We start from the raw sequence: 21,005 nt of genomic DNA on the forward strand, positions 1-21,005 counted from the left end.
CTTTTGTCGTACCCCTGTGCCAGGGTTGCGATATGTACTCGGAACGGGCGTCATCGTTGCCGCACGTGGTGGCCTGGTGGAGCGTGACCACCGCGGTGCGTGAGTCCCGCATCCTGCCCGATGGCTGTCTCGACATCATCTGGCAGGACGGGCGCGTCTTCGTGGCCGGGCCGGACACGACCGCCCAGGTCGGGTGCGCGTCGCCGGGCAGCCGGTGTTTCGCGCTGCGCTTCGGCTCCGGCACCGGGCCCGGTGTCCTCGGCGTGCCGGCGTCGGCTCTGGTCGATCAGCAGGTGCCGCTCGACGCGCTGGTCGCACCGGCCACGGTCCGGCGGCTGGCGTCCGCCGATGATCCGTTGGCCGCGCTGACCGCCTTCGCGGCCGGGCGGTGGGCCGACCCCGACCCGGTGATGGTGGGTCTGGCATCGGCCGCCCGATCCGGCCGGCCGATCGCCGCCATCGCCGCGCGGTGCGGGCTGAGCGCCCGGCAGTTGCAGCGGCGCAGCAACGCGGCGTTCGGCTACGGGCCCAAGATGCTCGAGCGGGTCCTGCGCATGCAGCGGGCCGTCTCGATGGCCCGGCGCGGGTCGCCGTTCGCCCGGGTGTCGGCCGAGGCGGGCTACGCCGACCAGGCCCACCTCGCCCGGGAGGTGCGGGCCATGGCCGGCGTGCCGCTCGGGGTGCTCATCTCGTGAGCCCGCTCATTTCTTGAGCCACGCGAAAAGCTCGACCAGGTAGCCGTCGGGGTCGCGGAGCTGGGCGTAGCGCTGGCCCCACTCGGCGTCCCACGGCGCCTTCTCGTTCTCCGCGCCGGCCGCGATGAGATCGGCGTGCTGCTGGTCCACCTCGGCCGGGTCGGCGCAGAGGAAGGCCAGACTGGGCCCGGTCCGCCGGCCGGAGTCGGCAACGTAGCCGGGATCCATTGACGCGAGGGACTTGTGGGTATCCCACATCAGCCGGATGCCGCCCGGCAGCTCGGCCTCGACATGCGGTTCGTTGCCGGCCGAGGCGGGCACGTCCAGACCGAGACGGCGATAGAAGGTGAGGGAGGTTGCCATGTCGGCCACCGCGAGGCCGATTCCATTGATGATCGGTGCCATGTCGTCGACGCTACGGGCGCCCGCTCGCGGCGTCTTGAACAATTCGGACGTCGGGTTGATCGAGACTTTCCCCTCCCGGTGGCTAGGGGTAGTGTTCTGGCTCCGACGCGTGTCCGACCGCTGGGAGGCAGTGCCGCGATGACCTTGCGCATCCTCGTGGTGGGTGCCGGAATTGCCGGTCTGTCCGCCGCTCGTGCGCTGCGGCTCGCCGGGTACCGGCCGGATGTCGTCGAGGCGCTGCCCGCCACCATGCTGCCCGGCGCCGGCATCTACCTGCCCGGCAACGCCTCGCGCGCGATGCGCCAGCTCGGCCTCGACGCGCCGCTGCGGCCGCTCGGCGACCTCATCTTCCGGCAGGTCTTCCTGGACGCCCGCGGCCGCTCGCTGTTCGAGATGGACGTGGCCGGTCTCTGGGCCGGTGTCGGCGAGTCCCGGGCGCTCTCCCGGGGCGATCTCCAGCAGGTGCTGCTCACCGGCGTCGGCGGCGAGGTCCGCTACGACACGTCGGTGAGCGATCTGGAGATCTTCGACCGCACCGCCAAGGTCGAGTTCGGCGACGGCAGCGTCGCGGAGTACGACCTGGTCGTCGGGGCCGACGGACGCCGCTCGACGATCCGGGCCAAGGCCGGCCTCGGCGGGCCGGCGGTGCCCACCGGCCAGATCGTCTACCGCTCGGTGGTCAGCGGCGGGCCGCCGCTCAGCGACTGGACGGCGCTGCTCGGGCGCCGTTCGTCCTTCGTGGCCATGCCGATGGGCGGCCGCCGGCTGTACTGCTACGCCGACGAGACGGCGCCCGACATGCCGGACCCGCCGGACCCGCGTGCCCATCTGCGAAACGTGTTCGCCTCCTTCGGCGGGCCGGTGCCGGCGATCCTGGCCGCCATGGAGAACGTGTCGGTCGCCCGCACCGACGAGGTCGTGCTCGATCGCTGGTTCCGTGGCCCGGTGCTGCTGGTCGGCGACGCCGCGCACGCCACCGCGCCGACGCTGGCCCAGGGCGCCGCCATGTCGTTCGAGGACGCGGTGGTGCTGGGTGAGGAGCTCAAACGGTCCGCCTCGGACGTTCCGGCCGCGCTCCGGGCGTACGAGAACCGCCGTCGTCCGCGCTGTGGCGCGGTGCGGGACCGCACCCGCGAGCGCGATCGCACCCGCGACGTGCCGCCCGCGCTGCGCGACCCGATGCTGCGGCGGCGCGGCCTGCGGATCTTCGCCGACCACTATCGGCCGTTGGTGCCACCCGCCTGACCCCGCGCCGAGCGGGCGTAGGTGAAGGACTATTCTGCCTGCGAGGTACGCCTGCTCCTACGGGGGTACACGGCGTACCGAGTGGCACGAACGAGACGACGGAGGCTATTCGTGACGACCGTTGCGCCTAAGCCGATCGTGACCCGGCCCTACCCGGTCCGGCGGCAGGTCAAGGGTTCGGCATTGGCCCGGATCCTGCGCACGACGGACGCGAAGCAGATCGGGATCATGTACATGATCACCTCCTTCGTGTTCTTCATGCTGGGCGGCCTGATGGCCCTGCTCATGCGGGCCGAGCTCGCGCGGCCGGGCATGCAGTTCCTGTCGCCCGAGCAGTACAACCAGCTGTTCACGATGCACGGCACGATCATGCTGCTGTTCTTCGCGACGCCGATCGTGTTCGCCTTCGCCAACTTCGTGGTGCCGATCCAGATCGGTGCGCCCGATGTGTCGTTCCCGCGGCTCAATGCGTTCGCCTACTGGCTGTACCTGTTCGGCGGCACGATCGCCATCGGCGGCTTCCTCACCCCGGCCGGCGCGGCCGACTTCGGCTGGTTCGCCTACACGCCGCTGAGTGACTCGCTTCACTCGCCGGGCGTCGGCGGCAACATGTGGGTCGTCGGCCTGGCGATCTCCGGTCTGGGCACGATCCTCGGTGGTGTCAACATGATCACCACGATCCTGACCCTCCGCGCTCCCGGCATGACCATGTTCCGCATGCCGATCATGACGTGGAACATCCTGGTCACCAGCCTCCTGGTGGTCATGGTCTTCCCGTTCCTGGCGGCCGCGCTGTTCGCCCTCGCCGCCGACCGCATCCTCGGCGCCCACGTCTTCGACGTGAACACCGGCGGCCCCATGCTCTGGCAGCACCTCTTCTGGTTCTTCGGCCACCCCGAGGTGTACATCGTGGCGCTGCCGTTCTTCGGCATCATCACCGAGGTCATCCCGGTCTTCAGCCGCAAGCCGGTCTTCGGCTACAAGGGCCTGGTCGCCGCCACCCTGCTGATCGGCGCGCTGTCGATGTCGGTGTGGGCGCACCACATGTTCGTCACCGGCCAGGTGCTGCTGCCGTTCTTCAGCTTCCTTTCGTTCCTCATCGCGGTGCCGACCGGCATGAAGTTCTTCGTCTGGATCGGCACCATGTGGCGCGGCCAGATCAGCTTCGAGACGCCGATGATGTTCGCGGTCGGCTTCCTGGTGACGTTCCTCTTCGGTGGCCTGTCCGGCGTGCTGCTCGCGTCGCCGCCCATCGACTTCCACGTCTCCGACTCGTACTTTGTGATCGCGCACTTCCACTACGTGCTCTTCGGCACCATCGTGTTCGCGGTCTTCGCCGGCATCTACTTCTGGTTCCCGAAGATGTTCGGCCGGATGCTCGACGACCGCCTCGGCAAGGTCCACTTCTGGCTGACCTTCCTCGGCTTCCACGCCACGTTCCTGGTGCAGCACTGGCTCGGTACCGAGGGCATGCCCCGCCGGTACGCGGACTACCTGCCGTCGGACGGGTTCACCTTCCTGAACACGTTCTCGACGATCGGCTCGTTCGTCCTGGGCCTGTCGACGCTGCCGTTCATCTACAACTGCTGGAAGTCGTACAAGGTCGGCCAGGTGGTGAACGTCGACGACCCCTGGGGTCACGGCAACTCGCTGGAGTGGGCGACCTCGTCGCCGCCGCCGCTGCGCAACTTCGACCGCATGCCGCGCATCCGCTCGGAGCGCCCGGCCTTCGACGCGAAGTTCCCGGAGCTGGCCGCCGGCACCCAGACGATCGCCGGCCCGCCCGAGGGTGGCGCCCGCCCGCTGAGCCCCGAGTCGCACGGCGGCGCCACGTACCAGGAAGATCGCGAATCCAACCACTGAGCGTCGCGGAAACGGCCCGCCCCCGAGCTTCGGGGCGGGCCGTTTTCGTTTCTTGCCTGTTGCTCTCCGGGTGCCAGCCGGGTGCTGAACGGTTGCCGCCATCAGGTCGAAGTCTGTCCCATCGGCAGCCGGACGGCTGATGTGAGGGAATCTCGCAGCTCTTGTACGATCGTACTTGTACAGACGTACAAGAAGAGGTGTTGACGTGGCTTACGTGTTTCTGCTCGGTGCGATTGCGGCGGAGATTGCGGCGACCAGCCTGATGAAGGCGACCGAGGGTTTCACGCGGCTCTGGCCGACCCTGGCCTGCATCGCCGGCTACGCGATCTCGCTGGTCCTGCTGTCCCAGGCGGTCAAGGGTGTCTCGGTCGGCGTCGCCTATGCGCTCTGGTCCGCGCTGGGCACCGCCGCGATCGTCGCCATCGGGGCCGCTTTCCTGGGCGAGCCGATTACCGTGGTCAAGGTGGCCGGCATCAGTCTGATCATCGCGGGAGTGGTGACCCTGAACCTCGGGGGGGCCAGTTGAGCGCACGCCCCGCGCCGCCTCCGCCTTCCCCGCCCTCTGCGGCGCCGTCCACTGGGCCTTCTCCCTCGGCGGATGGGCGGCAGGCCGGGCGACGCGCACGGGATCCGCAGGCCCGGCGCGATGCCCTCGCGGCGGCGACCATCGAGATCGTCGCCGAGCTCGGCATCGGGCGGACGACCCACCGGGCCGTGGCGGCGCGGGCCGGGCTCCCGCTCGGCGCCACCACCTATTACTTCCCTACCCTCGACGCGCTGATCGCGGCCGCTCTGCAGAAGGCGGCCGAAGACCAGGAAGAGGACCTCAGGCAGTGGGCCGCACGGCTACAGGAGTCGGACGACCTGGCCGTCGCCCTGGTCGAGCTGGTCGACGACTACATGGCCGACCGGCAGCGGGCCCGGATCGAGTTCGAGCTGTGCCTCGCGGCGGCTCGGGACCCGGCGCTGCGGCCGCTGGCCGAGGACTGGCTGCAAGGTCTGCACGAGCTGCTCGCCCCGCACGTGGGCGCCGACGCGGCCGACAACATCTCGGCCCTGCTCGACGGCACGATGCTGCACCTGCTGGTCACCGGCAACCCGCTCAACGCTCCCGCGCTCACGGCCGCGATCCGCGGCCTGGCCGGCGGATAATTCTCCGGCGGCGTCCACGGGGTGCGGCCGTGCGGCTGCTCGCCGGCTCATTTCTCGAGGCAGCGACCGCCCGGAAGCTTGCCGACCAAGTTCTGCTCGGGATGCTCGGCGGCTTTTGCGTAGCCGACCAGGCAGGCGGTCTCGGCCGGGTTCAGCGGATTGTTGACCAGGGTCGCAAAGGCGACGGCGCCGTCCGGGGCCGGGTCCTTGCGGCCGGTCAGGCGTACCACCGGGTCCGGAAACCCGGCGCCGATCATCGTCCGGCGGATCAGCTCGACATCGGCGCCGTCCGCCTTGCGCCGCTGCCCCGAGGTGGCGCCGAGACAGTCGACCCGGCCGCCGTCGAAGCGACAGAGGGCCTGCTCGAGGGCGCGGTCAAGCTGCTCGGCCCGCGGATCGGTAGGCGCCCAGTCCGGCGCCGCACCCCGCCGAGCGGCGTCGACCGCCCGGCGTTCGCAGTAGTCGTCCTGCGCCTCCCGCTCGGCCGCCGACCCGCCACCGACGTACACGCACGAGTATTTGATCGCCGCCCCCGGCGCGCGCCCGACCCACCAGAGCAGCCCCGCCCCCGCAACCACCGCAAGCGCGACCGCCAGACCCACGAACCGCCGCCGCCCGCCCGAGCCGGAGTCCTCGAAGACGAACACGTCCGCCACCGTCCCACGCCTCGGTTGCCATCCGGTTGCCGCGCCAGAGTAGGCGAGTTCCGCGCGGCAGAAGGCCCCAAGAGCGAGGCTTTCGGGGCTTGACTCTCCCCTTGGGGGAGACCTCAGCATGGTTTCCAGCAGCGAGGGCCAGCCGAGGAGGGCGACGAAGGAGGCGCAGAGGCGACGGGCGTGCGGGCTCTTTCTTCTCCGCGCGCGCCTGCGTTCCCGGCGCGCGCCTGCCCTCTCCGCGGGCGCCTGCCTTGTCCGCGCGCTTGCCTTGTCCGCGCTCGCCTGCCTTCCGCGCGCGCGTGCCTTCCGCGCGCGCCCGCCTTCTCGCGCGCCCGCCTTCTCGCGCGCCCGCCTTCTCGCGCGCCCGCCTTCTCGCGCGCCTGCCATCCTTGCTCGCGCGCCCTTCCCGTCGAGGCGTGAAAGTCTTCGGGGGCACGCGGGCGAGGCGCAAGAGGCGCCGGTCGCAGGAGGCGCAGGAGAAAGCGGCGAGTGCGGGGCTGAGCGCTGGCGGGGTCAGGAGTGGGCGGCTGGGCTGTGGATGATGTCGGCCGGGCCCGCGGTGCCGGGAGCGAGGGCGTCCGGGAGCGGTGAGGCGACGTCGGGCGAGGTCACGGAGCTTTCCGTGGCCGGGGCGACACTGCCGGCGGCAGGAGCAGGAGCGGCGGGGGCGGCAGCGGCGGGGGCGGCAGCAGCAGCGAGACCGGCGAGGGCGGCAGCGGCGGGGGCGGCGGCAGCAGCGGGAGCGGCGGCGGGAGCAGCAGGAGCGGCGGCGGGACCAGCGGGAGCGGCGGCGGGAGCAGCGGCGGGAGCGGCGGCGGGAGCAGCGGCGGGAGCGGCGGCGGCGTGGGCGGACTGGCGGCGGTGGAAGAGCTCGGTGGGGAGTACGGCCAAGGCGATCAGGGTGCCTACGCCGCCTACGGCTATGAAACCCCACGCTGGGGAAAGCTGGTCGGCGGCCAAGCCGGCCAAGGGGCCGCCGAGGGCTACGCCGACCGTCAAGGACGAGTTGTGCAAGCCCATGGCCTCTCCCCGCGCGGAGGCGGGAGTCATGCGGCTGACGGCGTCGGCGCTGGCGGTGATGGTGGGGGCGCACAGGGCGCCGCATGGGATCAGCAGGATGGCCAGCAGCCACCAGTGGGCGGCGCCCAGCGCCACGGCCATGGTGAGGATGGCCATGGGGGTCAGCAGGGCCACGGCCGGTAGGCGGCGGTGCATCGTGCCGTAGGCGAAGCCGCCCAGCAAGGAGTAGAACGCCCACAGGGACATCACCAAGCCGGTCCAGGAGAGCTCGCCGTTCTCGCGGAGGACCGCGACCACCGTCACGTCGGTGCCGGAGAGGACCAGGGTGGCGGCCAACGTGACGGCGAGGATGGCCACGAAGCGGGGGCGCAGCCAGGAGCGGCGGGGGACTCGCTCGCCGGCCTCGATCGGGGTCTCGTGGTCGCCGCGGACCGGCGGGTTGAGCAGCCACAGGCCCAGGCCCGAGGCGAGGATGCCGGCGGCGATGGTCAGCATGGCGATGCGCGGGCCGGGGCCGGTGGCGATCACCACGCCGAGGGCGGGGCCGGCCATGAACGAGATCTCGGTGGTGATCGAGTCGAGGGCGAAGGCCGGCAGGCGCTGGGCCTCGGGGGTGAGCGCGGCGATCGACTGGCGGGCGACCGAGAAGGCGGGCAGCGCCAGGAAGCCGCCGAACAGGGCCAGGACGAGCAGCGGCCAGTAGGTCAGGGCCTGGGCGACCGTCCAGAAGACGACCTCGGCGACCGTGGTCAGGATCAGCACCGGCCGCAGGCCGCGGCGGTCGATCAGGCGGCCCATCACCGGCGCGCCGAGCGAGCCGCCGATGGTCAGGGCGGCGCCGACCAGGCCGGCGGCGCCGTAGCCCCGGTCGAGGTCGGTGACGACATGCAGGGTCAGGACCACGGCGCCGGCGGCGATGGGTATGCGCGCCAGCGTCGCCACGATCAGCAGCGACTTGATGCCGGGCAGGGCGAGGGTCTCGCGGTAAGGCTTGAGCAGCATGTGGTTCCTGACCTCCGCCCGTCATCCTGCCCCGGGGGTACGACAGAAAACCAACGGCTTTCGCGGGCAGAAACCCGGACAAAATCGGGCCAGAACCCCTCAAGCGACGATGGGTGTGCCGCTCATCTCCACCGCGGCGGTACGGAATTCCTCGAGCGCCGCCTCGGTGGTGCCGGCCGCCACGCCGGCGGTCAGATTGAGCAGGACCGTCGTCCGGAAACCGGAGCGCCGGGCGTCGAGCGCGGTCGCGCGTACGCAATGGTCGGTCGCGATGCCCACCACCTCGACCTCGGTCACCGACCGCGACCGCAACCAATCCGCCAAGCTCGTGCCGTCGGAAGCGTGCCCCTCGAAGCCCGAATAAGCCGCCTGGTGCTCGCCCTTGTGGAAGACCTCCTCGATCCGGTCGGTCACCAGCGACGGGTGGAAGTCGGCGCCGCCCGAGCCGACCACGCAGTGCGCCGGCCAGGTGTCGAGGTAGTCGGGATGATCGCTGAAGTGGTTACCGGGATCGATGTGCCAGTCCTTGGTCGCGACCACGTGGTCCCACCGGTCCCCGGCCTGCGACAGCACCAGCGAGACGCCGGCCGCCACGGCCGCGCCGCCGGTCACCGGCAGGGAACCGCCCTCGCAGAAGTCGTTCTGGACGTCGACGATGATCAGCGCTCGTGCCACAGCGGAACCCCTAAGCGGTCGGGACGATGGTGACGGGAATGGCCGGGTCGCCGGCCGAGAGCTTCAGGCCCTCCCACGGTATCGAGATCAGGCACTGCCGCAGGTGGTCGCGCGACTCGGCCAGCGTCGGCACGTCGACGATCTCGCCGCGGGCGACGAACGAGCGCTGCAGCAGCCGGTCGTTGGCCGAGTGGTCGGGCACGCCCTGGGAGACGATGATCTCCTCGGTCGCGGTGCCGGTGGGCTTGTGCCGCCGCACGGCCGTTTTGCGCCCGCCGACCGTGGCCTTGTTCTCCGAGCGCTTGACCACCGGCTTGCCCTCGACCTCGACCAGCTTGTAGACCAGGCCCGCGGTGGGCGCCCCGGAGCCGGTGACCACCGCGGTGCCGGCGCCGTACATGTCGACCGGCTCGGCGGCGAGGGCGGCGATCGCGTACTCGTCCATGTCGCCGGAGACGACGATCTTGGTCTCGGTCGCGCCGAGCGAGTCGAGCAGCTCGCGGGAGTGCTGGGCCAGCACCGACAGGTCGCCGGAGTCGATCCGGATCGCCCGCAGGTCGGGCCCGGCCACCGCGATCGCGTTGCGGATGCCCTGGGCGATGTCGTACGTGTCGACCAGCAGCGTCGTGTTCTTGCCCAGCGCCGACACCTGCGACGCGAAGGCGGCCGGCTCGTCGTCGTGCAGCAGCGTGAACGCGTGCGCCGACGTGCCGGTGGTGGGAATGCCGTACCGCATCCCGGCGGCCAGGTTCGAGGTGGAGGCGAACCCGGCGAGGTAGGCGGCGCGCGCGGCGGCCACGGCGGCGTCCTCGTGCGTACGCCGGGAGCCCATCTCGATGATCGGCCGGCCCCGCGCCGCCGTCACCATCCGGGCCGCGCCCGTCGCGACCGCCGAGTCGTGGTTGAGGACCGAGAGGATGAGGGTCTCGAGCACCACGCACTCGGCGAACGTGCCGGCGACCGTCATGATCGGCGAGCCCGGGAAGTACAGCTCGCCCTCGGCGTACCCGTCGATGTCGCCGGAGAAGCGGTAGCCCTCGAGCCAGGCCGCCGTGCTCTCGTCCACGATCTTCGCCCGCCGCAGGAAGTCAATGTCCGGCCCGGTGAACCGGAAGTCCCTGATCAGCTCCATCAGACGGCCGGAGCCGGCGACCACGCCGTAGCGGCGGCCGGTCGGCAGCCGGCGCGCGAAGACCTCGAAGACGCAGGATCGATCGGCGGTGCCGTCCTTGAGGGCGGCGCTGACCATGGTCAGCTCGTACTGATCGGTCAGCAGGGCGGGGGCGAAGGTGTTCACGTCATCACCCTATTGCGCGTCGCCGCGCCTTACGAGGAGCACGTTGACCTGCGGTTCGGCGTTCCGGTTCCCCGATGCGGCAAATCCGGTGGCAACATGGGGGTCATGGCGTTGCCACAGGTCGCTCCCGTCGAGGCACCGGAGATCGAGGAAGCACCGGCCGACGATCGCCCATGGGTGACCATCGTCTGGGACGATCCGGTGAACCTCATGTCGTACGTGACCTGGGTCTTCCAAAAGCTTTTCGGCTACAGCCGGGAGCAGGCCGAGGCGCTGATGCTCGACGTGCACCACAAGGGCAAGGCGGTTGTCTCCTCGGGTGCCCGCGAGCGCATGGAGATGGACGCCAACCAGCTGCATGGCTACGGTCTGTGGGCGACGGTTGACCGGGCCTGAGCAACCGCGGGAGAGGGCAGATGTTCCGACGCAACGGCAGCCAGTGTGTGGCCACCTTCGCGGTCGACGAGGTGCGCGTGCTGCGCAAGGTCGCCGGTGAGGTGGTCGGTCTGCTGACCGACGGCATGGATCACTCCGATCCGGTGGTCTCCCGCCTCTTCCCCGACATCTACCCGGACCGGCCGGACGACTCGGCCGAGTTCCGCCTCTACACCGAGGGCGAGCTCAAGACCGGGAAGATCGATCAGGCGGGCGCGATCCTCGCGGCCCTGCCGGACGAGGGCGAGGGAGAGGTACGCCTGGACGGCGAGGCCGCCGAGGCCTGGCTCCGTGCGATAAACGACGCCCGTCTCGCCATGGGCACCCGCCTCGAGATCGGGGCCGACACCGACCTGAGCGAGGAGCTGGAGTCGGCGGTCGTGCACGACCCGGGCTCGAGCCGCGTCTTCCAGCTGAGCGTGTACGCGTACCTCGGCTACCTGCAGGAGTCGCTGCTGAACGCGCTGCCGGAGATCGAATGACTGTGGGCATGGCCATAGCCGGTCCCCGGAAATCTCACGGTAATGTGAACGGTGTGCTGACCATCGACAGCGCGATCGTCGACGCGATCGTCGCCCACGCCCGCCGGGACCACCCCGACGAGGCCTGCGGCGTCGTCGCCGGCCCGATCGGCAGCGACCTGCCGACCCGGCTCATCCCGATGGACAACGCGGCGCGGTCGATGACGTTCTACGAGTTTGACTCCCTCGAGCAGCTGCGGGTCTGGCGCGAGATGGACGACAACGACGAGGAGCCGGTGGTCATCTACCACTCCCACACGGCCACCGAGGCGTACCCCTCGCGTACGGACATCTCGTTCGCCGGCGAGCCCAACGCGCACTACATGCTGGTCTCGACTCGTGAGACGGACTCGGAAGAGATCCGCTCGTTCCGCATCGTGGACGGTGTGGTGACCGAGGAAGAGATCAACATCGCGGATGCGACCATAGAGGTGTGATCGTGGGTTCGGTGCAGTCGTACATGTTCGGGCAGAGCCCGGTGTCGGTGGTCTACGAGTGTCGCTGACGACACTCCGCTAGATCCCCGTCCCGTTGTTCGACCCTTACCCAGGAGCATTCACGTCATGGCTATCGAAGTTCGCGTCCCCACCATCCTGCGCAGCTACACCGGCGGCGCCAAGGTCGTCGAGGGCTCCGGCGACACGCTCACCGCGCTGATCGACGACCTCGACGCCAAGCACAACGGCCTCAAGGGCCGCCTGATCACCCCCGAGGGTGGCCTGCACCGGTTCGTGAACGTCTACATCAACGACGAGGACGTCCGCTTCCTCGGCGCGCTCGACGCCAAGGTCAGCGACGGTGACTCGATCACCATCCTGCCCGCCGTCGCCGGCGGTGCGCTCGGCTTCGCGGCCGCGGCCGCGATCCTCGGCCGGTAGAAGGTAAAACCCATGGCTCGCTACGAGAGCCTGCTGGACGCTTGTGGGGGCACGCCGCTGGTCGGCCTGCCCCGCCTCTCGCCGGTGGTGCCCGACGGGGCACCCCCGGTGCGCCTCTGGGCCAAGCTGGAGGATCGCAACCCGACCGGCAGCATCAAGGACCGGGCGGCGCTGTTCATGGTGCGCGAGGCCGAGGAGTCCGGCCATCTGCGCCCGGGCGACACCATCCTCGAGCCGACCAGCGGCAACACCGGCATCGCGCTGGCCATGGTGGCCAAGCTGCGCGGCTACCGCCTGGTCTGCGTCATGCCCGAGAACGTCTCGGCCGAGCGGGTCCAGCTTCTCCGGATGTACGGGGCGGAGATCATCTTCTCCCCGGCGGCGGGCGGCTCGAACCAGGCCGTCGCGACCGCCAAGCAGATCGCGGCCGAGCACCCGGACTGGAAGATGCTGTTCCAGTACGGCAATCCGGCCAACGCCCGCGCCCACTACGAGACCACCGGTCCCGAGCTGCTGCACGATCTGCCGACGATCACCCATTTCGTGGCCGGGCTGGGCACCACCGGCACGCTCATGGGCACCGGGCGCTTCCTCAAGGAGAAGGTCGACGGCATCCAGATCATCGCGGCCGAGCCCCGGTACGGCGAGCTGGTCTACGGCCTGCGCAACATCGACGAGGGGTACGTGCCGGAGCTGTACGACGCGTCCGTGCTGGACCGCCGCTTCTCGGTCGGCACCCGCGACGCCGTGCTGCGCACCCGCCAGCTGGTCGAGGTGGAGGGCATCTTCGCCGGGTTCTCCAGCGGCGCGATCCTGCACGCGGCGCTGGCCGTGGCCCACGAGGCGGTCAAGGCCGGGCGCCGGGCCGACGTCGCGTTCGTGGTCTGTGACGGCGGCTGGAAGTACCTGTCGACGGGTGCCTACGGCGGCACTTTGAACGACGCCGAAGAGGCCCTCGAAGGCCAGCTCTGGGCGTAACGCCGCGACCGGTGACCGAGCCCGCGAGCACTACGCCTAATAAAGCACCGCGATCAGGACGTCGATAGCGAGCGGAACCGTGGCCGCCGACAGCAGCAGCCACGGCAACGCCGGGCGGTGGATCGAAAGGAACGATCCGACGGCCAAGGCGACGCTCGCCAGTCCGAAAAGGGACAATGCGGGGACGTACCAGAACGCCGTACCGCCGAAAACCGTGACCATCGCGCGCACCCCGACCCCGACGCCGGCAAGGCCGAGCGCCGCGGCATAAAGCGCCATCGTGAGAAGGCGCGCCGGAGAGGGCGCCGGGTCGTCGGCCGCCGGAAAGCGGAAAAGCGTCTCGCGGTCGCCGAAAGGCGCGGACGCCGGTGTACTCTCCCAGCCACCGAACGGCATGATCTCCGCCGCCTCGGTCCGCGTGCTGCGGCTCTGCTCGACCGTGGTCACGCTGCCTCCGTCTGTTCCGTCCCTAGAAGTCCTCACTTTGTGCAACGCGGACGACTCACCGGACGTAACGGGAAATGCGTTAATGACCGAGGTCACGGGCGGTGTGATGTACGTTGTCGATTTAGCGACAAATCGATCAGACGTTTACGTGGTGCGCAGGTCCGGCGATACGCTTCGCACCGTGATTGACTGGTCTGACGACTCTGCCACGGACCGGTCCAGCGGGGCGTCGACGACCCAGCGTGAGCCAAAGGGACCCGCATGCGACTGACCGTTCTCGGCTGTGCCGGCAGTTTTCCCGGCCCCGAGTCGGCGTGTTCCGCCTATCTAGTCGAGGCCGAAGGCTTCCGCCTGCTGCTCGATTTCGGCTCGGGTTCGCTCTCCGCTCTCCAGCGGTACTCGGACATGAACAGCATCGACGCGATCATCCTGACCCACCTGCACAGCGACCACATGCTGGACGCGTGCCTCTACGTGGTGGTACGCCGCTACGACCCGACCGGGGCCCGTCCGCCGGTGCCGGTCTACGCGCCGCTGGGTGCGGCCGAGCGCATCTCCGCCGCGTACAGCTCGGAGAACGAGCCGATGGACGACGTGTACACGTTCTACGGGCTGCAGCCGGGGAGCTTTCCGATCGGTCCCTTCACGATCACCGTCGACCGGGTCAACCATCCGGTGGAGACCTATGGCGTACGCGTCGAGCACGGTGGCAAGGTGCTGGCGTACTCGGCCGACACCGCGCCGTGCGAGGCCCTGCTGCGCCTGGCCGCCGGCGCCGACCTGTTCCTGTGCGAGGCAAGTTACCTCGACGGGGTGGACAATCCGCCCGGCCTGCACCTGACCGGCGGGGAGGCCGGCGAGGCGGCGACCAAGGCCGACGTCGGCCGGCTATTGCTGACCCATTTGATACCTGCGTGGTTCTCTGAGGCATCTATTGTGGATGCGGCCTCCGCGGCATACGCGGGGCCGGTGGAGGTTGTCCGCCCGGGCGCCCGGTACGATCTCTAGGCCCGAACCGGGGGGCGGGGGCTGGTACGCACCATTTGCACCGCCGGATCGTGATCTTGGAGTTGCTGCATGCGCATTGTCCGCCTGGCCAACTTCGTGACGACTCATACCGGTGGCCTCCGGACCGCATTGCGCAACCTCGGCGAGGGCTACCAGCGTGCCGGGCACGAGGCGGTGCTGATCGTTCCCGGACGTGAGCGCTCCGACATCCAGACGTCCCAGGGCCGGGTGATCACGCTGCCCAGCTCGCCCCTTCCGCGTACCGGCGGCTATCGGGTGGTCGCCGGCCGCCGCGAGCTGACCCGCCTGCTCGACGAGCTCGAGCCCGACCGCATCGAGGTCTCCGACCGGGCCACCCTGCGCTGGACCGGCACCTGGGCCCGGCAGCGCGGCGTCGGGTCGATGATGGTGTCCCACGAGAGCCTGGCCGGGCTGCTCGGCGTCTGGGGCATGCCCAAGCGGGACGCGCTGGCCGACCGGCTCAACGCGCGCACCGCGGAGAACTTCGACACGATCGTCTGCACGACGGCGTTCGCGGCGGCCGAGTTCCGGCGCCTGGGCGTGCCCAATCTGATCGAGGTTCCGCTCGGTGTCGACCTCGACGAGTTCCACCCCCGACAGGCCGATCCGGCCGTACGGGCGAGATACGCCCGCCCCGACGAGCTGCTCGTGGTGTTCTGCAGCCGGCTGTCCGCGGCCAAGCGGCCCGAGCTCGCCGTGGACGCGGTCGCCACCCTGCGCAACGGCAAGGTCCCGGCCGTGCTGGTGCTGGCCGGGGACGGCACCCGGCGTACGTCGCTGGCCTATCGCGCGGCCCGGCTGCCGGTCCGCTTCGCCGGGCACATCGCCGACCGCGCCGCCGTCGCCGCGCTGCTGGCCAGCGCCGACGTGGTGGTCGCGCCCGGTCCGGTGGAGACGTTCGGGCTCGCGGCGCTCGAGGCCCTCGCCTGCGGCACGCCGGTGGTGGTCAACGAGTCGAGCGCGCTGCCCGAGGTGGTCGGCGACGCGGGCGTGGCCGTTCCCGGCACCCCGGAGGCCTTCGCCGACGGTGTCCTCGCGCTGATGGCCCGGCCCGCGGCCGAGCGCCGGGCGGCCGCGCGGGCCCGGGCCGAGCGGTTCGGCTGGCCGCAGGCGGTGGACGGCTTCCTGCGGGCGCACGGCGCCGCTCCCTCGCCGGCTCTGGTCATCACCCGGCAGCGCCCGGCGGCCACGATCCGGCCCGCGGTGCCCGGCCTGTAGCGCGGCGTCCGGTTATCCACAGGCCGCCGAGCGCGCTTCCGGCCGACCTAATAAGGTTCTGGGCATGGCACGACCCGACGGCCGCTCGGCCGACCAGCTGCGACCCGTGACCCTCACCCGTCGATGGAGCATCCATCCCGAGGGCTCGGTGCTCGTCGAGTTCGGCAACACCCGGGTGCTCTGCACCGCCAGCGTCACCGAGGGGGTGCCCCGCTGGCGCAAGGGCTCCGGCCTGGGCTGGGTCACCGCGGAGTATGCGATGCTCCCGCGCGCGACCAACACCCGCGGCGACCGGGAAAGCGTCAAGGGCAAGGTCGGCGGACGCACGCAGGAGATCTCCCGCCTGATCGGCCGCAGCCTCCGGGCCTGCATCGACCTCAAGGCCCTCGGGGAGAACTCGATCGTCCTCGACTGCGACGTCCTGCAGGCCGACGGCGGCACCCGCACGGCGGCGATCACCGGGGCGTACGTCGCTCTGGTCGACGCGGTGAGCTGGCTGGCCGACCGCAAGTCGCTGGCCGGCAAGGTCGACAAGGTCATGCACCGGTCGATCCAGGCCGTCAGCGTCGGCATCATCGACGGCGAGCCGCGCCTCGACCTGATGTACCTCGAGGACGTCGACGCCGAGGTCGACATGAACGTGGTGTGCACCGGCGACGGCGACTTCGTCGAGGTGCAGGGCACCGGGGAGAACGGCGTGTTCCGCCGCGACCAGATGGACGCGCTGCTCGACCTGGCCGTCGCCGGTTGCGCCGAGCTCGCCGCCGCCCAGCAGAAGGCGCTGGCGTCATGAGCGCGAAGCTGCTGCTGGCCACGGCGAACCGGAAGAAGCTGGTGGAGCTGCAGCGCATCCTCGACCTGGCGCTCGGCGCCGAGCGGATCGCGCTGGTCGGGCTGGCCGAGTTCGAGGGCTACCCGGATGTGCCCGAGACGGGGCTGACCTTCGGCGAGAATGCCCTGATCAAGGCGCGCGAGGGTGCGAAGCGCACCGGTCTGCCCACGGTGGCTGACGACTCGGGCATCGCGGTCGATGCGCTGGGCGGCATGCCCGGCGTGTTCAGCGCCCGCTGGTCCGGCCGGCACGGCGACGACGCGGCCAACCTCGACCTGCTGCTGGCGCAGATCTCCGACGTGGGCGACGACCATCGCGGCGGCGCCTTCGTGTGCGCCGCGGCCCTGGTCCTGCCGAACGGCCGCGAGCACCTGGTCGAGGGCAAGCAGCGCGGCACGATCCTGCGCGCCCGGCGCGGCGAGGGCGGTTTCGGCTATGACCCGATCTTCCTGGGGGAGGGCCAGACGCGGACGAACGCGGAGCTGACCCCGGCCGAGAAGGATGCGATCAGCCACCGGGGCAAGGCGTTCCGCGAGCTGGCCAAGGTGATCGCCAAGGAGCTGCCGAACTAGGTCGCCCCTATCCCTCGTGGAAGGGGTAGAGGCGGAAGCCCGGCTTCTCAAAGTGCGGGAACGAGCGATAGAAGGCGGCCGCGGCGTCCTCGCTGAGCAGGTCGACGCGTTCGCCGCCGGCCCGGCGCAGGGCCTCGGTCACCAGGCGGCGGCCGAGACCGGTGCGGCGGTGCGTGGCGGCGACGGCGAGGTTGGCGAGGTAGGCCTGGAGCTCGCCGTCGCTGAACAGCTCGGCGAAGCCGACGATGGCGGCCGCCGCGCCGGCACCGCTTGCATCGATGCGCGGCGCGCCCACACCGGCTTTTGCGGCGTGGGCCTGGGCGGTTTCTGCGGCGCGGGCCTGGGCGGTTTCTGCGGCGCGGGCCTGGGCGGTTTTTGCGGCGCGGGCCTCGGCGGCTACGACCGTCGTCACGCCGGGGGCGGTCAGGATGCGCGCGGCCCGGGCCGGGTCGGCCGGGAAGGACGGCCAGCCCTCGGCCTCGCACAGTCGCAGGATGCCGGGGAGATCGCCCGGGCGGAACGGGCGGATCTCGACGGCGGTCATCGGGCGGTCACGAGGTTGACCAGCTTGGGCGCGCGGACGATCGTGCGGGTCACCCTGCGGCCGATCGCGGCGGGCGAGGCCAGGGCCAGGGCGGTCAGCTCGGGCTCGGTGATGGCGGCGGGGACCTCGATGCGGTCGCGGACCTTGCCGTCGACCTGGATCGCGCAGACGACGGTATCCAGGGCGGCCAGCTCGGGGTCGATCGCCGGCCAGGCGGTGGTGGCGATGCCGGGCGGGTGGCCGAGGCGGTGCCACATCTCCTCGGCGGTGTAGGGCGCGAAGAGCGACAGCACGACGGCGATCGCTTCGGCCGTCTCGCGCAGCGCGGGGTCGGCGGGATCGGCGTGGTGGTTGGCGGCCGAGACCAGCTGCATGGTGCGGGCCACGGCAACGTTGAGGCGGCGGGCCTCGACCAGCTCGGTGATCTCCCGCAGCAGGCGATGCGTCTCCCGCCGTAACGCCGTCGCGGCCTCGGCGCCGCCCGGCCCCGGCGACCTGCCATCGCCGGGGGAGTCCACCTGGGAGCCCACCCGGGGGCCCACCCGGGTGGCCACCCTCAGGGCGCGGGCCAGGAAGCGCGCCGCGGCGGTGGGGGAGACGTCGGCCCAGTCGATGTCGTCGCTGGGTGGGCCGGCGAACAGCATTGCCACGCGGACGGCGTCTACGCCGTGGCGGGTCAGCTCGTCGCCCAGGGTGACCATGTTGCCCTTCGACTTGCTCATGGCGGCGCCGTTCAGGATCACCTGGCCCTGGGTGGTCAGGGCGCGGAACGGCTCGTCGAAGTCGATCAGGCCGATGTCGTGCAGGACCTTGGTGACGAAGCGGGCGTACAGCAGGTGGGACACCGCGTGCTCGGCGCCGCCTATGTAGTCGTCCACGGGCAGCCAGGCGCGGGCCGCGGCCGGGTCGAACGGGCCCTCCTCGTAGGTCACGTCGGGGTAGCGCAGGAAGTACCACGAGGAGTCGACGAAGGTGTCCATCGTGTCGGTGTCGCGGCGCGCGGGGCCGCCGCAGGCGGGGCAGTCCATGGCCACGGGGGACGACAGCAGCACCGGCAGGGTCGCCGGCACCAGGCCGCAGGACGGGCAGTGGACGATCGGAATCGGGCAGCCCCAGCGGCGCTGGCGTGAGATCAGCCAGTCGTGCAGGCCCGGGATCCAGTTCCGCTGCATGGCCAGGACGGGGGACGGCCAGTGGCCCTCCAGACGGGACAGGCCGGCCAGCAACCGGTCGGCGTACGCGGTGATGCGGAAGAACCACTGCGTGAGCGACTTCTCCACCACCGTGCTGCCGCAGCGCTCGCATTTGCCGCCGATCACCTGCTCGTTGGCCAGCACCGTGCGGTCGGTGGGGCACCAGTTGACCGGGGCCTGTTCGCGATAGGCCAGGCCGCGCTCGAAGAAACGCAGGAACAGCCACTGCGTCCAGCGGTAGAACGACGGGTCGCTGGTGTGCAGGCGGGTCGTCCAGTCGATCGAGACGCCGTAGCGGCGGAACGTGGCGGCCTGCGTCTCGATGTTCGCGTACGTCCACTCGGCCGGGTCCAGGCCCCGCTTGATGGCCGCGTTCTCGGCCGGCAGCCCGAACGAGTCCCAGCCGATCGGGTGCAGCACGTCGTAGCCGCGCAGCCGCCAGTAACGGGCGATCGCGTCGCCGATGGCGTAGGCCTCGGCGTGCCCCATGTGCAGGTCGCCGGAGGGGTAGGCGAACATGTCGACGACCGTGCGGCGGGGCCGGCCGTCGAAGCGGCGGGCGAAGAGGCCGAGCGACTCCCAGACCGGCAGCCATCGGTCCTCGATCGCGCGGAAGTCGTAGCCCGTCATGCCCGGGACGGTAACGCGGCGGAGGAGTCGAGCGCCGCCGATTTCCCGCGGCTGGGGAAGAGAGCCCGCGGCGGGGGAGAGAGCCCGCGGCTGGGGAAGAGAGCCCGCGGCGGGGGAGAGAGCCCGCGGCTGGGGAGAGAGCCCGCCGCGGGCAAATGACCCTTCGGCGGCGGCCTACCGCAGCGGACCCACCTCCGCCTCGATCGCGGCGCGCAGGTCGCGGCCGGCCACCGCCGCGCGGGCCTTCTCCAGCACGGGGGCGAGGAAGACGTCGGGGCCGGGCGTGCCCGCGAACGGCGCCACCGCCTCGATGGCCAGCCGGCCGGCCGGTGACGGGGTCAGCGGGTGCCGCAGCTGGAGACCGCGAACGGCGGCCAGCAGCTCGACCGCGAGCAGGCTGGTCAGGTTGTCGAGCACGGTCCGCAGCTTCTTGGTGGCGGCCCAGCCCATCGAGACGTGGTCCTCCTGCATGCCGCTGGTCGGCAGCGAGTCGGCCGAGGCGGGCACGGCGAGCCGGCGGTTCTCGGCGACGATGCCGGCCGCCGTGTACTGGGCGATCATCAGGCCCGAGTTCACGCCGGCGTCGGGAGAGAGGAACGGCGGCAGCTCGCGCGAGCGGGTCACGTCGAGCAGGCGGTCGACCCGGCGCTCGGCGATCGAGCCGACCTCGGCGGCGGCGATGGCCAGGAAGTCGGCGGCGAAGGCGAGCGGCTCGCCGTGGAAGTTGCCGGTCGACTCGACCTGGCCGGTAGGCAGCACGACCGGGTTGTCGACGACCGAGATCAGCTCACGGCCGGCGACCTGGGCGGCGAAGTCGAGGGTGTCCCGGGCCGCGCCGGAGACCTGCGGCGCGCAGCGCATCGAGTACGCGTCCTGCACCGCGTGCGCGAGGTCGTCCCGGTGCGAGTCCATGATCGCGGAGTTCTGCAGCAGAGCCAGGATGTTCGCGGCCGAGGCGGCCTGGCCGGGGTGCGGGCGGATGGCGTGCAGCTCGGGCCGGAACGGCCGCTCCGAGCCGAGCATCGCCTCGATCGCCAGGGCCGCGGTCACGTCGGCCATCGCGAACAGGTGCCGGCAGTCGTCGAGGGCGAGCAGCAGCATGCCGAGCATGCCGTCGGTGCCGTTGATCAGCGCCAGGCCCTCCTTGGCGGCCAGGTCGAGCGGCGCCAGCCCGGCGTTGTGCAGTGCCTCGGCGCCGGCGACGCGGGCGCCGTCCTTGCCCAGCACCCAGCCCTCACCCAGCAGCACCAGCGCGCAGTGCGCCAGCGGCGCCAGGTCACCGGAGGCGCCGAGCGAGCCGTGCTCCGGCACCCACGGCGTGATGTCGTGGTTGAGCAGGTCGGCGATGCCCTGGGCGAGCTCGGGGCGGATGCCGGAGTGGCCGAGCGCGAGCGAGCGCAGCCGCAGCAGCATCATCGCCCGCACCACCTCGCGCGGCATCGGCGCGCCGACCCCGGCCGCATGCGAGCGGATCAGCGCGTGCTGCAGCTCGGCCCGGCGGGCGGGCGCGACGAACGTGCCGGCGAGGGCGCCGAACCCGGTGGTGACGCCGTAGACGGGACGGCCGGACTCCTCGATGCGGTCGACGATGGCCCGGCTGGTGGCCATGGCCTCGACGGTGGCGGGGGCGATCTCGACCCGGGCGTCGCCGCGGGCGACGGCGGCGACGTCGGCGGGGGTGACGCCGGTGGGCATAACGGTGACGATCTTCATGGTGG

Annotated in this window: 21 protein-coding genes and 2 pseudogenes; 14 read left to right on the plus strand and 9 right to left on the minus strand. The window is 71.3% G+C overall.

Annotated elements, in window-relative coordinates; all coding sequences use genetic code 11:
• The first annotated feature begins 32 nt into the window (after positions 1-32).
• Positions 33-695 (plus strand): helix-turn-helix domain-containing protein, encoded by a 663-nt coding sequence (locus tag ACQP2F_RS05840; RefSeq protein ID WP_433301349.1) that lies wholly within the window; start codon positions 33-35, stop codon positions 693-695.
• Between the two features lie 6 nt (positions 696-701).
• Here the strand turns inward: ACQP2F_RS05840 and ACQP2F_RS05845 are convergent, their stop codons facing one another.
• Positions 702-1,100, minus strand: coding sequence for a VOC family protein (locus tag ACQP2F_RS05845; RefSeq protein ID WP_433301351.1), 399 nt, complete (start codon positions 1,098-1,100; stop codon positions 702-704).
• Positions 1,101-1,238: 138 nt separating this feature from the next.
• Between ACQP2F_RS05845 and ACQP2F_RS05850 the strand changes: the two genes are divergently transcribed.
• From ACQP2F_RS05850 to ACQP2F_RS05865, 4 genes are all read left to right on the plus strand, one after another.
• Positions 1,239-2,345, plus strand: a complete 1,107-nt coding sequence (locus ACQP2F_RS05850; protein ID WP_433301353.1) for an FAD-dependent monooxygenase — start codon at positions 1,239-1,241, stop codon at positions 2,343-2,345.
• 111 nt (positions 2,346-2,456) lie between these two features.
• Positions 2,457-4,208: an aa3-type cytochrome oxidase subunit I gene (ctaD, locus tag ACQP2F_RS05855; protein WP_433301355.1), complete on the plus strand. Its 1,752-nt coding sequence runs from the start codon at positions 2,457-2,459 to the stop codon at positions 4,206-4,208.
• Positions 4,209-4,422: 214 nt separating this feature from the next.
• On the plus strand, positions 4,423-4,734 hold the full coding sequence (locus tag ACQP2F_RS05860) for a DMT family transporter (protein WP_433301357.1): 312 nt from the start codon (positions 4,423-4,425) through the stop codon (positions 4,732-4,734).
• Entirely contained in the window at positions 4,731-5,360 is a 630-nt protein-coding gene (locus ACQP2F_RS05865) for a TetR/AcrR family transcriptional regulator (protein WP_433301359.1), read from the plus strand. The genes ACQP2F_RS05860 and ACQP2F_RS05865 overlap by 4 nt, the downstream gene beginning before the upstream one ends.
• Positions 5,361-5,407: 47 nt before the next feature.
• Here ACQP2F_RS05865 and ACQP2F_RS05870 read toward each other — a convergent pair whose 3' ends face one another.
• From ACQP2F_RS05870 to ACQP2F_RS05885, 4 genes and pseudogenes are all read right to left on the minus strand, one after another.
• The gene (locus ACQP2F_RS05870) at positions 5,408-6,016 is read right to left on the minus strand and encodes a hypothetical protein (protein WP_433301360.1); all 609 of its coding nucleotides are present in this window, start codon (positions 6,014-6,016) and stop codon (positions 5,408-5,410) included.
• Positions 6,017-6,832: 816 nt separating this feature from the next.
• Positions 6,833-8,038 (minus strand): annotated as a pseudogene (locus tag ACQP2F_RS05875) (MFS transporter); the annotation flags it as partial.
• Between the two features lie 99 nt (positions 8,039-8,137).
• Positions 8,138-8,713 (minus strand): nicotinamidase, encoded by a 576-nt coding sequence (locus tag ACQP2F_RS05880; RefSeq protein WP_433301362.1) that lies wholly within the window; start codon positions 8,711-8,713, stop codon positions 8,138-8,140.
• 10 nt (positions 8,714-8,723) lie between these two features.
• A complete protein-coding gene (locus tag ACQP2F_RS05885; protein WP_433301364.1) occupies positions 8,724-10,010 on the minus strand; it encodes a nicotinate phosphoribosyltransferase in 1,287 nt (428 codons plus the stop codon).
• A 105-nt stretch (positions 10,011-10,115) separates the two neighbouring features.
• On the opposite strand from ACQP2F_RS05885, the gene clpS reads away from it, so the two are divergent.
• The 5 genes and pseudogenes from clpS (at position 10,116) to ACQP2F_RS05910 (ending at position 12,822) form a co-directional block, all read left to right on the plus strand.
• Positions 10,116-10,406 (plus strand): ATP-dependent Clp protease adapter ClpS, encoded by a 291-nt coding sequence (gene clpS, locus ACQP2F_RS05890; protein WP_433301366.1) that lies wholly within the window; start codon positions 10,116-10,118, stop codon positions 10,404-10,406.
• 20 nt (positions 10,407-10,426) lie between these two features.
• Positions 10,427-10,927, plus strand: a complete 501-nt coding sequence (locus ACQP2F_RS05895; RefSeq protein WP_433301368.1) for a DUF2017 domain-containing protein — start codon at positions 10,427-10,429, stop codon at positions 10,925-10,927.
• Positions 10,928-10,980: 53 nt separating this feature from the next.
• Positions 10,981-11,471 (plus strand): annotated as a pseudogene (locus ACQP2F_RS05900) (Mov34/MPN/PAD-1 family protein).
• A gap of 58 nt (positions 11,472-11,529) precedes the next feature.
• Complete coding sequence (locus ACQP2F_RS05905; RefSeq protein WP_433301370.1) at positions 11,530-11,844, plus strand: MoaD/ThiS family protein; 315 nt, start codon at positions 11,530-11,532, stop codon at positions 11,842-11,844.
• A gap of 12 nt (positions 11,845-11,856) precedes the next feature.
• Positions 11,857-12,822 (plus strand): PLP-dependent cysteine synthase family protein, encoded by a 966-nt coding sequence (locus ACQP2F_RS05910; protein ID WP_433301372.1) that lies wholly within the window; start codon positions 11,857-11,859, stop codon positions 12,820-12,822.
• Positions 12,823-12,858: 36 nt separating this feature from the next.
• On the opposite strand, the gene ACQP2F_RS05915 is transcribed toward ACQP2F_RS05910, so the two are convergent.
• Positions 12,859-13,269: a hypothetical protein gene (locus tag ACQP2F_RS05915; protein WP_433301373.1), complete on the minus strand. Its 411-nt coding sequence runs from the start codon at positions 13,267-13,269 to the stop codon at positions 12,859-12,861.
• Positions 13,270-13,530: 261 nt separating this feature from the next.
• On the opposite strand from ACQP2F_RS05915, the gene ACQP2F_RS05920 reads away from it, so the two are divergent.
• The 4 genes from ACQP2F_RS05920 to rdgB all read left to right on the plus strand — a co-directional run bounded on the left by ACQP2F_RS05920 (position 13,531) and on the right by rdgB (position 16,920).
• Complete coding sequence (locus ACQP2F_RS05920) at positions 13,531-14,277, plus strand: MBL fold metallo-hydrolase (protein ID WP_433301375.1); 747 nt, start codon at positions 13,531-13,533, stop codon at positions 14,275-14,277.
• A gap of 69 nt (positions 14,278-14,346) precedes the next feature.
• Positions 14,347-15,516, plus strand: coding sequence for a glycosyltransferase (locus ACQP2F_RS05925; RefSeq protein ID WP_433301377.1), 1,170 nt, complete (start codon positions 14,347-14,349; stop codon positions 15,514-15,516).
• Between the two features lie 64 nt (positions 15,517-15,580).
• Positions 15,581-16,309 carry a ribonuclease PH gene (rph, locus tag ACQP2F_RS05930; RefSeq protein WP_433301379.1) on the plus strand — a complete coding sequence of 243 codons (729 nt, stop codon included), beginning with the start codon at positions 15,581-15,583 and terminating at the stop codon, positions 16,307-16,309.
• Positions 16,306-16,920, plus strand: a complete 615-nt coding sequence (gene rdgB / locus ACQP2F_RS05935; protein ID WP_433301381.1) for an RdgB/HAM1 family non-canonical purine NTP pyrophosphatase — start codon at positions 16,306-16,308, stop codon at positions 16,918-16,920. The genes rph and rdgB overlap by 4 nt, the downstream gene beginning before the upstream one ends.
• 7 nt (positions 16,921-16,927) lie before the next feature.
• On the opposite strand, the gene ACQP2F_RS05940 is transcribed toward rdgB, so the two are convergent.
• The 3 genes from ACQP2F_RS05940 to hutH form a co-directional block, all read right to left on the minus strand.
• The gene (locus tag ACQP2F_RS05940) at positions 16,928-17,464 is read right to left on the minus strand and encodes a GNAT family N-acetyltransferase (protein WP_433301383.1); all 537 of its coding nucleotides are present in this window, start codon (positions 17,462-17,464) and stop codon (positions 16,928-16,930) included.
• Positions 17,461-19,287 carry a class I tRNA ligase family protein gene (locus ACQP2F_RS05945; protein ID WP_433301384.1) on the minus strand — a complete coding sequence of 609 codons (1,827 nt, stop codon included), beginning with the start codon at positions 19,285-19,287 and terminating at the stop codon, positions 17,461-17,463. The genes ACQP2F_RS05940 and ACQP2F_RS05945 overlap by 4 nt, the downstream gene beginning before the upstream one ends.
• 174 nt (positions 19,288-19,461) lie before the next feature.
• Positions 19,462-21,000: a histidine ammonia-lyase gene (hutH, locus tag ACQP2F_RS05950; protein ID WP_433301386.1), complete on the minus strand. Its 1,539-nt coding sequence runs from the start codon at positions 20,998-21,000 to the stop codon at positions 19,462-19,464.
• Between the last annotated feature and the right edge of the window lie 5 nt (positions 21,001-21,005).

Source organism: Actinoplanes sp. CA-030573, from assembly GCF_050951115.1.
Taxonomy (GTDB): domain Bacteria; phylum Actinomycetota; class Actinomycetes; order Mycobacteriales; family Micromonosporaceae; genus Actinoplanes.